At 51.3% G+C, this 13,673-nt stretch carries 11 protein-coding genes and 1 pseudogene; 5 read left to right on the forward strand and 7 right to left on the reverse strand.

Going from position 1 to position 13,673, the window contains the following annotated elements; genetic code table 11:
• Positions 1-192: 192 nt before the first annotated feature.
• Positions 193-1,212, forward strand: coding sequence for an alpha/beta fold hydrolase (locus KQP84_RS04140; RefSeq protein WP_215845330.1), 1,020 nt, complete (start codon positions 193-195; stop codon positions 1,210-1,212).
• Between the two features lie 13 nt (positions 1,213-1,225).
• Here KQP84_RS04140 and KQP84_RS04145 read toward each other — a convergent pair whose 3' ends face one another.
• The 3 genes from KQP84_RS04145 to proP all read right to left on the reverse strand — a co-directional run bounded on the left by KQP84_RS04145 (position 1,226) and on the right by proP (position 4,932).
• Complete coding sequence (locus tag KQP84_RS04145) at positions 1,226-2,212, reverse strand: sensor domain-containing diguanylate cyclase (protein ID WP_215845331.1); 987 nt, start codon at positions 2,210-2,212, stop codon at positions 1,226-1,228.
• 109 nt (positions 2,213-2,321) lie between these two features.
• Positions 2,322-3,299 carry a porphobilinogen synthase gene (hemB, locus tag KQP84_RS04150; RefSeq protein WP_215845332.1) on the reverse strand — a complete coding sequence of 326 codons (978 nt, stop codon included), beginning with the start codon at positions 3,297-3,299 and terminating at the stop codon, positions 2,322-2,324.
• Between the two features lie 127 nt (positions 3,300-3,426).
• Positions 3,427-4,932, reverse strand: a complete 1,506-nt coding sequence (gene proP, locus KQP84_RS04155; protein ID WP_215845333.1) for a glycine betaine/L-proline transporter ProP — start codon at positions 4,930-4,932, stop codon at positions 3,427-3,429.
• Positions 4,933-5,469: 537 nt separating this feature from the next.
• Between proP and KQP84_RS04160 the strand changes: the two genes are divergently transcribed.
• The gene (locus tag KQP84_RS04160) at positions 5,470-5,829 is read left to right on the forward strand and encodes a hypothetical protein (RefSeq protein WP_252515220.1); all 360 of its coding nucleotides are present in this window, start codon (positions 5,470-5,472) and stop codon (positions 5,827-5,829) included.
• Here the strand turns inward: KQP84_RS04160 and KQP84_RS04165 are convergent.
• On the reverse strand, positions 5,818-6,780 hold the full coding sequence (locus tag KQP84_RS04165) for a D-2-hydroxyacid dehydrogenase family protein (protein ID WP_215848206.1): 963 nt from the start codon (positions 6,778-6,780) through the stop codon (positions 5,818-5,820). The genes KQP84_RS04160 and KQP84_RS04165 overlap by 12 nt on opposite strands.
• Positions 6,755-8,359 (reverse strand): EAL domain-containing protein, encoded by a 1,605-nt coding sequence (locus tag KQP84_RS04170; protein ID WP_215845335.1) that lies wholly within the window; start codon positions 8,357-8,359, stop codon positions 6,755-6,757. The genes KQP84_RS04165 and KQP84_RS04170 overlap by 26 nt, the downstream gene beginning before the upstream one ends.
• A 234-nt stretch (positions 8,360-8,593) precedes the next feature.
• Between KQP84_RS04170 and KQP84_RS04175 the strand changes: the two genes are divergently transcribed.
• Positions 8,594-9,358 (forward strand): class II aldolase/adducin family protein, encoded by a 765-nt coding sequence (locus KQP84_RS04175; protein ID WP_215845336.1) that lies wholly within the window; start codon positions 8,594-8,596, stop codon positions 9,356-9,358.
• Positions 9,359-9,367: 9 nt separating this feature from the next.
• On the forward strand, positions 9,368-10,321 hold the full coding sequence (locus KQP84_RS04180; protein ID WP_215845337.1) for an ABC transporter substrate-binding protein: 954 nt from the start codon (positions 9,368-9,370) through the stop codon (positions 10,319-10,321).
• Between the two features lie 54 nt (positions 10,322-10,375).
• Here KQP84_RS04180 and uxuA read toward each other — a convergent pair whose 3' ends face one another.
• Positions 10,376-11,560 (reverse strand): mannonate dehydratase, encoded by a 1,185-nt coding sequence (gene uxuA, locus KQP84_RS04185; protein WP_215845338.1) that lies wholly within the window; start codon positions 11,558-11,560, stop codon positions 10,376-10,378.
• A gap of 149 nt (positions 11,561-11,709) precedes the next feature.
• On the opposite strand from uxuA, the gene KQP84_RS04190 reads away from it, so the two are divergent.
• A complete protein-coding gene (locus tag KQP84_RS04190; RefSeq protein WP_215845339.1) occupies positions 11,710-12,402 on the forward strand; it encodes a FadR/GntR family transcriptional regulator in 693 nt (230 codons plus the stop codon).
• On the opposite strand, the pseudogene KQP84_RS04195 reads toward KQP84_RS04190, so the two are convergent.
• Positions 12,391-13,445 (reverse strand): annotated as a pseudogene (locus KQP84_RS04195) (AI-2E family transporter). The gene KQP84_RS04190 and the pseudogene KQP84_RS04195 sit on opposite strands and share 12 nt — an antisense overlap.
• Positions 13,446-13,673: the final 228 nt, after the last annotated feature.

Below are 13,673 nucleotides of genomic sequence, written 5' to 3' on the forward strand. Positions count from 1 at the left end.
TAAATTCTGAAGGAATAGAGGAATTAGATGATGGAATTAATTTGCTTATTCCAAAATAATTTATCTATTCAAGGGCATCGCCGGGTTAAATGACGGTTGAATCTGAATTAACCACATAGCACGGCGTATCAATACATTTTCAGGTGGGTCGTGCCAGGCTTAGTGCTCTTTTTATCGCATGGAGAAATTCGGATGGGCCCGACATACGTGTTGAAGAAACCGCTTGCCGCTTTGCTCACCTCGCTGACCTTACTCAGCGCCGCACCTGCCCTTGCCGCCAATGTTTATGGCGAGCAGCTTGAAGGCTTTACCTACCCCTATACGTTGCAGCACTTCAATTTTTCATCACAACAGCAATCGCTTAGCATGGGCTATATGGATGTAAAGCCGCAGCAAAATGCCAACGGGAAAACTGTAGTGCTAATGCACGGAAAGAATTTTTGCGGGGCCACCTGGGAAGAGACAATCCGTGATCTGAGTGAAAAAGGGTATCGCGTGATTGCCCCCGATCAAATTGGTTTTTGTAGCTCGACCAAACCCGCTAATTACCAGTACACCTTTCAACAGTTGGCTGAAAATACCCATCAACTGTTGACTAAACTGGGCGTTCAAAAAGCGGTCATTATTGGGCATTCAACCGGTGGCATGGTGGCAACACGTTATGCGCTGATGTATCCCAATCAAACGGAAAAATTAGTGTTAGTGAATCCCATTGGCTTAGAAGACTGGAAAGCCAAAGGCGCACCCTATCGCACCGTCGATCAATGGTATGAGCGTGAGTTAAAATTAAGCGCGGAAGGCATTAAAAAATATGAGCAGCAAACCTATTATGTGGGACGCTGGAAACCAGAATATGACAAATGGGTTGATATGCTGGCTGGGCTGAACAGCGGGCCAGGACATAAAAAGGTCGCCTGGAACTCAGCACTGATTTACGACATGATTTTTACCCAGCCAGTGTATTACGAATTTAAAGATCTTAACGTGCCGACTACGTTAATCATCGGTACCTCAGACACCACTGCTATCGGCAGCGATATCGCCTCACCAGCGGTGAAAGCGACGCTGGGCAACTATAAGGTGTTGGGCAAAGAGGTTGCGAAGCTGATTCCAGGGGCGCGATTGATTGAGCTTCCTGGTATGGGACATGCGCCGCAAATGGAAGAGCCAGCTAAGTTTAACCAGACGTTAATAGACGATCTGGCCAGGTAAACCCGTTCAGGCGCTACGGCGCCTGAATAGCGGATATCAGCGCTTGCTTGCTCTTTTTATTCAGGTACATCTGTTCATCACTGTTATGCAGCAGTTGTTCCAGCGTCTGCGGCTGGGCTGCATCAAATTCCACCACGCCAGCTGAAAATTGCAGGTTATATCGGCGGTTAAGGTGGCTAAATTGCTGCTGCAAATAGCGTGAGAACTGTTGCAACAATGCTTCTGCCTGCGGTTGCTTCAGGCCATTAAATAGCACCACAAACTCATCTCCGCCCAGGCGGGCGAAAAGATCAGAGTGATTGAAAACCACTTTCATTGCATCGGCAAAATCCATGAGGGCGCGATCGCCTTCACGGTGTCCTAACGTGTCATTGATCTGCTTAAACTTGTCGAGATCGAGAAAAGTCAGACAAGCAGGCTTTTGCTTGATAATGCACTCATTCAACACCAGCTGGCCCAGCGTCATAAAACCACGACGATTGGTAATTTGTGTCAGCTCATCGCAGGTTGCGGTCTGAAATGCTGCCAGCTCCGCTTCAGCCATGGCGGCCAGATCGCGCAAGGTCACCTCATCATCTTCAGTAAATTGACGCGGCTCCCGACCGATAATGCACAGGGTGCCTAGTTTTGCGCCGCCCGGTGCCCGCAACGGACATCCCGCATAAAAGCGGATGTGGGGATCGCCAGTGACCAGAGGATTATCGTGAAAACGCTGATCTTCTAATGCGTTTTCGACAACCAGAACGTCGTCCCGGAGAATGGCATGGCCACAAAATGAGGTGGTGCGCGGGGAACGGGTTTGGTCAAATCCCTGAGAAGATTTAAACCATTGATAATCGGCTTCCAGCAAGCTGACTAACGCGATAGGAACGTTAAACAGGCGGCGAGCCAGGCGGGTTAAACGATCAAAACGCTCTTCCGCTGGTGTATTCATGATATTTAACGCACGCAGTTGCGATAAACGTTGTGCCTCGTCGGCAGCAAACTTAGGTGCTTTCATCACAGAGACCTTTTATTTTTTTAGCTGAAGCCAGGTTCTGGTGTTTGCCTTGCGGCGAAGAAAAAGACAGCGACTGAAGCGATGCAGTGCGCTGTCTTTGAGAGAGGGATCAGAGCACTTTTTGTTCTGCGAGATCAAGGGCAAAATAGCTGAAAATCAGGTCTGCACCGGCTCGCTTAATCGCACCGAGGCTTTCCAGTACTACATTACGTTCATCAATAGCACCAGCCTGCGCAGCGAATTTGATCATCGCGTATTCACCACTGACCTGGTACGCAGCCAGCGGCAGCTCTGTGCGCTCGCGGATATCACGCAGGATATCGAGGTAAGCGCCAGCCGGTTTCACCATCAGTGAATCTGCGCCTTCTGCGGCATCCAACAGCGACTCACGAATCGCTTCGCGGCGGTTCATCGGATTCATCTGATAAGTCTTGCGATCGCCTTTCAGAGCCGTGCCCGCAGCTTCACGGAACGGGCCGTAGAACGATGAAGCAAACTTTGTTGAGTAAGACATGATAGCTGTTTGGGTGAATCCAGCTGCATCCAGTGCCTGACGGATCGCCTGCACCTGGCCATCCATCGCCGCTGAAGGCGCGATAAAGTCAGCACCGGCTGCTGCGGCAACCACCGCCTGCTTGCCCAGGTTGATCAGCGTTTGGTCGTTATCGACGCCGTGATCGCACAGCACGCCGCAATGACCGTGGCTGGTGTATTCACAAAAACAGGTGTCAGACATAACAATCATTTCCGGCACGGTGTCTTTACAGATACGCGACATACGCGCCACCAAACCGTTCTCATTCCACGCGTCGCTGCCTGTGGCATCAAGGTGGTGAGAAATACCAAATGTCATGACTGAGCGGATGCCCGCTTTCGCAATACGTTCGATTTCATAAGCGAGACGTTTTTCTGGAATGCGAACCACGCCAGGCATTGCCTGAATCGCTTTGTAATCATCAACACCTTCCTCAACGAAGATTGGCAACGCCAGATCGTTCACGCTAAGAGAGGATTCTTGAAACATTGCGCGCATTGACGCGCTAGAGCGCAGCCTTCTAGGGCGCTGAATAAGGGAAAAATCAGACATATTCATTGCTTACCAGTATAAAAAAGTGGCGATAGTTTACTCCCTTTGGCAGCAAGGGATGAAGGTTTGTGTGCGGCGGAGAGCAGAGACAGAAAAAATCTCCCGCCGGGCGGCGGGAGAGAAAAGATTACTCGTTGATGTCTGGGTGCTGCTGCACCAGGTTTTTACGCTTCGCTTCGAGGCGCGTAATTTCTTCATCGATATCTTCGATTTTCTGCTCGATATTATCGTGATGTTCCTGAAGAATTTCACGCGCTTCATTAAGGTCAGACGCCGCAGGCGTAGCGCCTTTCAGTGGTTTGTTCGCGGTCTCTTTCATGTAGATACCGGTAATTAAACCAATCACGGCGATGACCATCAGGTAGTAAGCCGGCATATAAAGGTTGTTGGTGGTTTCAACCAGCCAGGCAGCAAAGGTAGGCGTCAGACCCGCAATCAGTACCGAAATGTTGAAGGCGCTGGCTAACGCACTGTAACGGATGTGCGTTGGAAACATGGCGGGCAGCGACGATGCCATCACGCCGGTAAAAGCATTCAGAATCACAGCAAGCAATAGCAGACCCGCAAAAATCAATCCTAATACGCCGCTATTAATCAACATAAACGCCGGAATCGCGAAGATCAGTAACGCGATACTGCCAATGATGATAAAGGGACGACGACCGAAGCGGTCGCTCAACATTCCCATGACGGGCTGAACGAACAGCATACCAATCATGATAGCGATGATGATCAATACGCCATGATCTTCGGAGTAATGCAGGTTATGCGACAGGTAACTTGGCATGTAGGTGAGCAACATGTAGTAGGTTACGTTGGTTGCAATCACCAGCCCTACGCATGCCAGCAGGCTGCGCCAGTGTTTAGTGGCAATCTCTTTGAAAGAGACTTTTGGACCGTCACGCAGGCCTTCGCGATCGCCTTGTTCCAGTTTTTCAACGTGCTGCTGAAACGCCGGCGTCTCTTCCAGCGCATGACGCAAATAGAGACCAATGATGCCCAGCGGTAACGCCACAAAGAACGGTAAGCGCCAGCCCCATTCAAGGAAGCTCTCTTCACCAATAATGGCGGAGATCAGCACCACTAAGCCTGCACCCAACACAAAGCCCGCGATGGAGCCGAAATCGAGCCAGCTGCCCATGAAGCCGCGTTTGCGGTCCGGCGAATATTCGGCAACGAAAATCGATGCACCGGTATATTCACCGCCCACCGAGAAGCCCTGTGCCATTTTTGCCAACAGCAACAGAATAGGTGCCCAAATGCCGATTGAGGCGTAAGACGGTATCAGGCCGATACAGAACGTACTGATCGACATGATGATAATGGTAATAGAGAGAATCTTTTGGCGACCATATTTATCGCCCAGTCTACCGAAGAACAAGCCGCCCAAAGGACGAATTAAGAAAGGAACAGAGAAAGTACCCAGCGCAGCAATCATCTGCACACTGGGAGAAGCATCTGGAAAGAAGACCTTGCCCAGCGCATAGGCTACAAAGCCGTATACACCAAAATCAAACCACTCCATCGCGTTGCCCAAAGATGCCGCGGTGATGGCTTTACGTAAACGGGCATCATCAATGATGGTGACATCATCAAGCCCAATTGGTTTTACACGCTTCCTACGCAATTTCATAGAATTACCCTGTAATGGAACATGAAAGTCCTCAACGGCGCGAACCGAGCAAATGCATTCAGACCGCTGCGTTGAGGAAATTTAAGCATAGCCGGAAAAGTGCCTTTTCCCTGGCGGTAAAAGCAATAATTCCTGTCGAAATTATCGCTTCAAGCGACAGAGTATACCGTTTTAGTGTGATATTTGTCATGTTTGACCTGATAATGACCGTTTTGGCCGGGTAACAAACAGCAGGCTAGTGGGTTAAAAATGGCGGTGTCTGATGACGATTGATGGGTTTTTCCGCAACGTTGAAAAGCGCCAGTAATGCGCTTAATAAGGTTAATCTTAAGTTAAAGTAATGTATATTTTGACTGCTTATTGAAACTTGCCAGATTTGAAACATTCGGTAATACTCTGCGCGTCATGACGTAAGGAGGATAAATGACACGGATATCGCTTCAGCCCTTCAAGAACTCCTGGCTGTCTCAATTTGACACCATAGAAAGAAAATTAATCAATTATCGGCCCCTCTCTCGACGAAAGCCTGCTACTAAGGTGATTCCGCAGTTCTGGATTCAGTGTGACGATCGCGCTGAACAAGCACTGCAACAGCTAGCACAAAATCCTGATGATTTGCTTCGGCGCGCAAACGATTGGCTGACCAGGCAGGGCAAGGATTGCATCCGACAATTGCAGCAATTAGGCGAAGCGCTACACATTTCTACCCGTACCGGCAAAAATAGCGCTCAACTGGATGAGTATCAGCGCTTGGTGGGGCAATTAATGCCGACGCTGGAGCGGATTAATCAGCGCCTTCAGGCGCAATCCGCCGCGCCGCTGCAGGCAGGGAATGAAGATTCCGTTGAAGTGGCGTTACGCGTCGCCATGAAGCGCCGCGCGCCGCTATTTAAGTAGAGAACGCAGCGGCTTGTTATCCAGCCACGCCGCAATATTTTCTACTGCCTGAGCAAAGTAAGCCTGATAATTGCTGTCAGCGACGTAACCCAGATGCGGCGTAGCCACGACGTTAGGCAAATTGCGCAAAGAGTGATCGGCAGGAAGCGGCTCAGTTTCAAATACATCCAGTGCAGCTCCCGCAAGCTGCCCCGATTTGAGAGCAGCAACCATCGCGGATTGATCAACCAGCCCAGCACGTGAAGTATTAACCAGCAGCGCGCCCGGTTTCATCTGCGCCAACGTGCTGGCGTCCAGTAGGTTACGCGTGCGATCGCTAAGCACCAGATGAAGTGAGACGACATCGCTGTTTGCCAGCAGCGCCTGTAACGTGGGCATTTGGGTTACGCCACATTCTGCTGCGCGTTCAGCCGTCAGATTCTGGCTCCACGCACAGACCTTCATATCAAACGCCTGCGCGACTTTTGCCATCGCGCTGCCTATTTTGCCTAAACCCACTAATCCCAGCGTTTTACCTTGCAGCGTCATGCCCAGAGATTGCTGCCAAGGACCGTTGGTGCGCAGCGCCTGATTCTCGTCGGTAATGCGCCGTGCCAGTGCGAGTAAAAGTCCCCATGTCAGCTCCATTGGCGGCGCGCTGCTGCTACTGGTGCCGCACACTTCAATGCCACGCTCGCGGCAAGCAGCCAGATCGATCGCGGCATTGCGCATGCCAGAGGTCACAATCAGTTTTAACGCAGGTAAACGCGCTATTAGCGCCGCATCAATGGCTGTGCGTTCGCGCATCACCACTAAAATATCGCTGTTGGCAAGTTGCTCAACCAGCTGGTCGGGTTCATCAATATGTTGTTGCAGGCTACGCGAGGTGACAACGGGTTGCAGCGATTCCCAGTCCGCCAGTGATAAGGCGATATTCTGATAATCATCAAGAAGGGTGCAATTCAGACGCATCATGATCCTCAACGTGAATGGGCAATGGGCCTTTTTCTTTGAGCCAGATTTTCAGCGCGCTATTACTCATGGGCTGAGCGTAATAGTAGCCCTGAATAAACACCACGCCGCGTTGTTGCAAATAAAGAAGCTGTAACGGTGTTTCCACGCCTTCACCCAAAACCTGTAAACGCAATTTAAAGCTGAGATTGATAATAGCGTCCAGTACCGGTGTTTCACCGCCCAGCGATTCAATAGCGTTAATAAAACCCCGATCAATTTTTAAATAATCGAGCGAGAAGGTCATTAAATAGCTCAGCGAGCAATGACCGGTGCCAAAATCATCAATCGCGACCTTAATGCCGACTTCACGCAACGCATCAAGTTTACGCGCCACGGCGTCGCCATCTTTAATCAGACTGCGCTCCGTTAATTCCAGCGTAATAACAAATTGTTGATGCTTCACTTTTTCGACAAATTGCAGCATATCGCTGACGAATTCAGGATGCTGTAAATGTTCAGCGGCCACGTTAATGGCTAAATGAAAACCCGGCTCAACTTCCCAATCCTGCACATCCTCAGCGATCAACTCCATTAAGTGGCGTGTTAGCGGCACAATCATGCCTTCGGCTTCAGCCGCGCTGATAAAAATGTCGGGACGGATCACGGTGCCGTTAGGCAACGTCCAGCGCATTAATGCTTCGGCACCGGAGCAGCGCTGCAGTTGGTCGTTGTAAACCGGTTGATAATGCACGGTAAACTGGCGGCCATTAATGGCGCGGCGTATCTCATCGCGCCATGAGATCCGCCGTTGCAGCCAGTTAGCGGTAAGGATCATCAACAGAATTGAAAAAATGGCAGCCATCGGCAGAAAGACAAACAGAACCTGACGCCAGGCACGGGCTAATTCAGAGCCTGGTGCCACGATATTGACGCTAATCGGGTAGCGCAATGAGGTCGTCTGATAGGTTTGAGCATCAAAAAAACGATTTTTCACCGTCTCAACTTTACCGACAGAAATAGGCGCGCCGTCGTTGAAACGCATTGAGAGCTGATAACCGCGCGATTCACCAATGGCCTCCATGAAGTCCATCAGGTATTGACCATCAATCACCGCCCAAAAACCTTCACCGTCTGGCAATTGGCGCACAAAGATCACCGCAGGGCGATTGGGCACGCCTGCGGTGCCGGCAATCGACAAACTCCACCAGGCGCGGCCTGTTACCGGCGGATCGCGCCTGATCATCTCTTTGAGCGAACCCGGGTTTAAGCCATACGCGGATGAGCAGGCCACCCTGTCATCCTGTAACTTCCCAATGGCCCTGAAATAGGCATTTAGCGTGCCTGCAAGCTGTAATTTATCTTCGATTTGGTTGCAAGGTTGGTAATGGTATTTACGCAGAGAAGTGATCATATCCCAGCCGCTGTCGCTCATTTTTTCGGCCTGAGACAAAAGTGTTTTTGCGGCGCTCACCTGTTGCTGGCGAACCGTATGGTGGGCATCGATAACGGTAAAAATAGTGCCAAGAATCAATGGCAATGCGCCGGCGAGGAGAATGATGAGCCTGGCGTAATCACGTTTTCGTTTCAGTGGCGGCACCGCAAAATCCTCTAAAAGTGATCCGTATTGAGGAGGTGCTAATGAGTCAGCGCAGCATAGCATGTCCTCGGGCGATGCAGGGTAGCGTTTTGATTAAGATCAAAACTGATTAAGGTCAATTATCGACCGTTCATTGCAAATATTGACAATGTTTTGCCGTTTTTGGCATTTCCCTGACGTGAAAAGGCTGTGTCACGATGACCGCAAGCACATATTCAGCAACAAGGAGCGGACATGAGCACGGCAATTCTGACCTCAACTTCCTTACAACAGCGCGTAAGTGATGCCGAATGGCAGGCACGCGTTAAGCTCTCACAAGCCTACGTATTAGCCGCAAAACTCCGTTGGACCGATCACATCTACACCCATTTTTCGCTGCGTGTGCCGGGCGATCAACCCCACTTTCTTATCAATGCTTATGGGCAAACGTTTGATGAAATTCGGCCTGAAACGTTGGTGAAGATTGATATTGACGGCAATATTATTGACGACCCAACAGGGCTGGGAATTAACCCTGCGGGATTTGTTATTCACAGTGCTATTCATCGTGCGCGCCCAGATGCACATGCGGTAATGCATACCCACACCGCCGCAGGAATTGGCGTATCGGCACAAAAACAGGGTTTGCTGATGATTTCTCAGCACAGTACCCGGTTTCACCAGCGCGTGGGTTACCACGATTACGAAGGTATCGCCCTCGATCTGGATGAACAGCAGCGCATCGTCGCCGACCTCGGTTCTCTCAATGCGCTGATCCTGCGCAATCATGGCTTGCTGACCAGCGGTGGCAGCATCGAAGAAGCTTTCTACAACCTTTATTACCTTGAGCGAGCGTGCCAGGCGCAGCTTGCGGCGCAGTCTGGCGGCGCTGAATTACTGATTCTGCCGGATGCGGTGGCAAAGAAAGCCGCGCAGACGTTTGAGAACAGCATTACCAATAAAAAATATCTACTGCATTGGGATGCCTACATCCGCCAGCTCAACCGTAACGCGCTGTAAGGGATAAAGATGAAAATCATCAGAGTGGCGCTCGTCGCCCTGTTAGTCAGTGTGAATCTCAGTGCGCAGGCAGCAGAGGATTTGAGTAAGGTGACGCTGGTGTTGGGCGATCAAGCTCGCAATCTGCGCTCGCTGGTGGAAGCGGCAGACGTAATGAAAGATGCGCCTTATCACTACCGCTGGGCGAATTTTCAGGGTGCTGCACCTTTGTTTGAAGCACAGCGGGCGGGCGCGGTTGATACCTCTTACGCGGGCGACCTACCGGTATTGATGGCCGCCTCCGGCGGCGTGCCGCTGAAAATAATTGCCACCAATGTTGGTGATGGCGGCTCAAATGGCTTGGTGGTTCCCGCCGACTCGCCGATCCACAGCGTAAAAGATTTAACGGGTAAAGAAGTGGTGGTCTCATCGGCACGCGGCAGTATCTCGCAGTATTTGCTGTATCAGGCGTTGGATGAAGCGGGGGTAAAACGCGACAGCGTGCCGGTACGTTTTGTGTTGCCTACCGATGCCAGTGCAGCCTTTAACTCCGGTCAAATCGGCGTTTGGGCAACGTTTGATCCCTATTTAGGTATTGCGGAACAACAGGGTGGACGCGTGTTGCGTGATGGAAAAGGGCTTACCACAGCGTTGTCATTTGTGACTGCTACGCAAGCATCGCTCGACGATCCGGGTAAGCGTGCGGCGATTGCTGATTTCACCCAGCGACTCGAAAAAGCCCGTAAATGGGCGATCAGCCATCCAGAAGCGTACAACAACGTTTATGCACAGCTAACGCGCCTGAAACCACAGGATGCGCAGAAAATTACCGCCCGTATTTCCCACGGTATTCGCCCTGTGACGCCGGACGATATTGCCAAAGTGCAGGAAGTCTCGAATCTCTTTAGCGAATTGAAGATTTTGCCAAACGCCGTGAACGTGCAGGCGATTACGGATAGAACCGTATTTAACGCAGCCCCTTAATCGCTGAAAGAAAGCCCCGAACAGCGCAACCTGTTCGGGGCTTTTTTATGGCCTTTAATCCTGAAAAAACGTTTGGCGCAGCGCCACTTCAACGCCTCGCAATTCCGCTAATCCTTTCAGACGGCCAATGGCTGAATAGCCGGGATTGGTACGCTTGTGCAGATCGTCTAACATTTGATGACCATGATCGGGACGCATCGGAATCGCGCGTTGGTTCCCCGCCCGGCGGCGACGTTGTTCTTCTGTCAGAATCGCTTTGATCACGCCGACCATATCGACGTCACCGGCCAGGTGCGCCGCCTCATGGAAACTGTTGGGATTTTCTTCGCGCTTGGTGGCGCGCAGATGGATAAAGTTGATGCGGTCAGCGTACGTTTCCGCCATCTCGACCAGCGCATTGTCTGCCCGCACGCCATATGAACCGGTGCAGAAGCAGAAGCCGTTATGCAGGCTGTCGACAGTTTCTTTGAGCCATTGCATATCCTCCTGCGTCGAAATAATGCGCGGCAAACCGAGAATAGGGCGCGGGGGATCATCAGGATGCACCGCCAGTTTAATACCCACTTCTTCCGCCACCGGCACGATGGCACGCAGGAAAGTCGCCATGTGTTCACGCAGTTTGGCTTTATCAATACCGTCATATTGCGCCAGCTGCACCTGGAACTGTTCCAGCGTATAACCCTCTTCGGCGCCTGGCAAACCGGCAATAATATTACGTACCAGCGTGGTTTTTTCCTCTTCGCTCATGGCGGCGAAGCGGTTAGCAGCAGCTTGCTGCTCTTCAGCACTGTAATCTTTTTCGGCACCGGGACGTTGCAGCAGAAACAGTTCAAAGGCGGCAAAAGCATCCGCATCAAAGCGCAGGGCTTTTGCGCCATCGGGCAATTCCCACGCCAGATCGGTTCGCGTCCAGTCGAGTACCGGCATGAAGTTGTAGCACACCGTATCAATGCCACAGGTCGCCAGATTGCGGATCGATTGCTGATAGTTAGCGATGTAACGCGCATAATCGCCGCGCTGGGTTTTAATGGATTCGTGCACCGGAATGCTTTCGACCACCGACCAGATCAAGCCTTTTTCCGCCAGTAACGCCTGACGCGCTTTGATCTCTTCCACCGGCCAGACTTCGCCATTCGCAATGTGATGCAGCGCGGTCACAATGCCTGTTGCACCCGCCTGACGTGCATCATCCAGAGAAACCGGATCGTTCGGGCCATACCAACGCCAAGTGTGTTCCATTTTCACTCCCTTTGTGATTTGGCCCAGTGGTCAGGCCGCTGGACCAAGAGTAAGATAGTGCGTTATAAAAGGCCGTGATCGGGATCGCAGCATGAAAAAATGTGAGCGCTGCGACACGTCGGTCTTCTGCGCACGCAAAGGAGAAAGAGATGGCGCTACCTGTACTGAAAGCAGAACGTTTATATCGTCAAATCGCTAACGCGATTATGGACAGCATTAAAAAGGGCGAATTTGTGCCGGGCGGATTATTGCCTGCGGAACGTGAGCTGGCGAAGCAACTTGGTGTGAGTCGCTCATCGGTACGCGAAGCCTTAATTGTTTTGGAAATGACGGGCTGGGTGGATATCCGTACCGGAAATGGCATTTATGTGGCGCAAGCGCTGCCGCAGGGCGGCGTAAAAAATGACATCAGAGAAACAGAAAGCTTCAGTCTGCACGACCTGCTTCAGGCGCGTGAAGCTTTTGAAGGGATGTTAGCTGCCTTTGCAGCGCGTCATGGCACTGCACAACAGCGCGCCGCCTTGCTGGCGTTGACAGCAGAATTGCAGCAGTTTAATGAAAATGACGCCGCGTTTCTGGAGCAAGATAAACAATTTCATCTGTTAATCAGCGAAATGAGCGGCAACGATCTGCTGCGCGACATGATGGAATATCTCTGGAACAAGCGTCAAAGTCCGCATTTTAAACGGTTGGAGCGGCACTACGCAGATAACGCATTTGCCCAAGAAATGAATGAGGATCATCAGCACATTGCCGAGGCGATTGTCGCGGGTGATGAAACCGCTGCACGTGCTTCGATGGAAAAGCATCTACAACACGTGCAGCAGCGTTTACTTGGTTAATCCTTTCGCGCGTTTGGGACGTCCGGTGCCCAGCATGATCGCCAGACGGCTACCGCCCGGCGTGGTCTCCATCAATATTTTCGTAATGCTGGTCAGCGGCACCGATAGCAGCATACCGACCGGCCCCAGCAACCAGCCCCAAAAATCAACGACAAAAAGACCACCAGCGTTGATAAACCCAGTCCACGCCCCATCAGGCGCGGTTCCAGCATATTGCCGAACACCATGTGAATGGCAGAGAACAGCGCCGCCACCATCACGGCATCAAAGAGGCTATTCAGCAGCAGCGCCTGAATAAACGGTGGAATACCCGCAAGGATTGGACCGATGTTAGGAATGAAGTTGAGAATAAACGCCACCACGCCCCACAGCAGCGCGAACTTCACGCCCAGCAACACTAAGCTGAGCCAGACGGCAACGCCGGTCACTAAGCTAACCAGCGTTTTTAATGCCAGATAATGTGTGACGCCTTTCAATGCTTTGTGCAATCCCGCGATGCGTATTTTGGGATTGACCAGTGCGTTACGCATTTTGTAAGGCAGATGGTGAACTTCAAACAGCATGAAAACCACCGTCAGAACCAGCAGCACAATATTGGTCATGGCACCGGAAAAACGGGTTAGCGCACTGGTGGCCAGATTCATCATCATGCTGGGATCGAAGCGTTGTACCAGAGACTCGGTGGAGATATTAAGGTGAAACTGCGCTGCTAAATGCTGCACAACCGTCATTTTCTGTTCCAGGGTGGCGCGTAATTGCGGATAGATATCCGAAAATTCACTCACCGAACTGGCTATTACCGCGATGAGCAGCAACATCACCAACATAATCACCGTAATAACCAAGGTGATCGCCACTCCACGACGTAACCCGCGGCGCATCAACATCGTCACCAACGGATTAAGCACAATAGCGAAGAAGGCCGCGAGTAACAGCGGAACCAGAATATCGGAAGCTGCGCGGATACCCGCCAGAACGATGACCAGCATCGCCAGTTTAATCAGAATATTTTGCCCAATTTTTTCCTGCTGTAGCTCGCTCATTCCCTCTCCTGAAATAAAATTGGCTGAGAGAAGTGTAGCCTAAGCCGGATTAACAAACTGATTTATCAGAGAAACGGTAAGAGCTCACTCACGTGGCGACGCAGTCATGCCTGCGCGCCTAATATCAATGTCAGACGGGAAAGCAATGCGACTGCCGCTATTGTCCCACCACACCCTGTTCACACTGTCGCCAGATAAAATCGTGATGGTTTGCGTTGCCGCTGACGC

It is taken from the genome of Candidatus Pantoea bituminis, assembly GCF_018842675.1.
In the GTDB taxonomy this organism is placed as follows: domain Bacteria; phylum Pseudomonadota; class Gammaproteobacteria; order Enterobacterales; family Enterobacteriaceae; genus Pantoea; species Pantoea phytostimulans.

Excerpts from the sequence above, each read along its gene's own strand:
- KQP84_RS04180 (WP_215845337.1), top strand. The coding sequence starts at position 9,368 with ATGAAAATCATCAGAGTGGCGCTCGTCGCCCTGTTAGTCAGTGTGAAT.
- KQP84_RS04140 (WP_215845330.1), top strand. The coding sequence starts at position 193 with ATGGGCCCGACATACGTGTTGAAGAAACCGCTTGCCGCTTTGCTCACC.
- KQP84_RS04145 (WP_215845331.1), bottom strand. The coding sequence starts at position 2,212 with ATGAAAGCACCTAAGTTTGCTGCCGACGAGGCACAACGTTTATCGCAA.
- KQP84_RS04165 (WP_215848206.1), bottom strand. The coding sequence starts at position 6,780 with ATGCGTCTGAATTGCACCCTTCTTGATGATTATCAGAATATCGCCTTA.
- proP (WP_215845333.1), bottom strand. The coding sequence starts at position 4,932 with ATGAAATTGCGTAGGAAGCGTGTAAAACCAATTGGGCTTGATGATGTC.
- KQP84_RS04190 (WP_215845339.1), top strand. The coding sequence starts at position 11,710 with ATGGCGCTACCTGTACTGAAAGCAGAACGTTTATATCGTCAAATCGCT.
- hemB (WP_215845332.1), bottom strand. The coding sequence starts at position 3,299 with ATGTCTGATTTTTCCCTTATTCAGCGCCCTAGAAGGCTGCGCTCTAGC.
- KQP84_RS04175 (WP_215845336.1), top strand. The coding sequence starts at position 8,594 with ATGAGCACGGCAATTCTGACCTCAACTTCCTTACAACAGCGCGTAAGT.
- uxuA (WP_215845338.1), bottom strand. The coding sequence starts at position 11,560 with ATGGAACACACTTGGCGTTGGTATGGCCCGAACGATCCGGTTTCTCTG.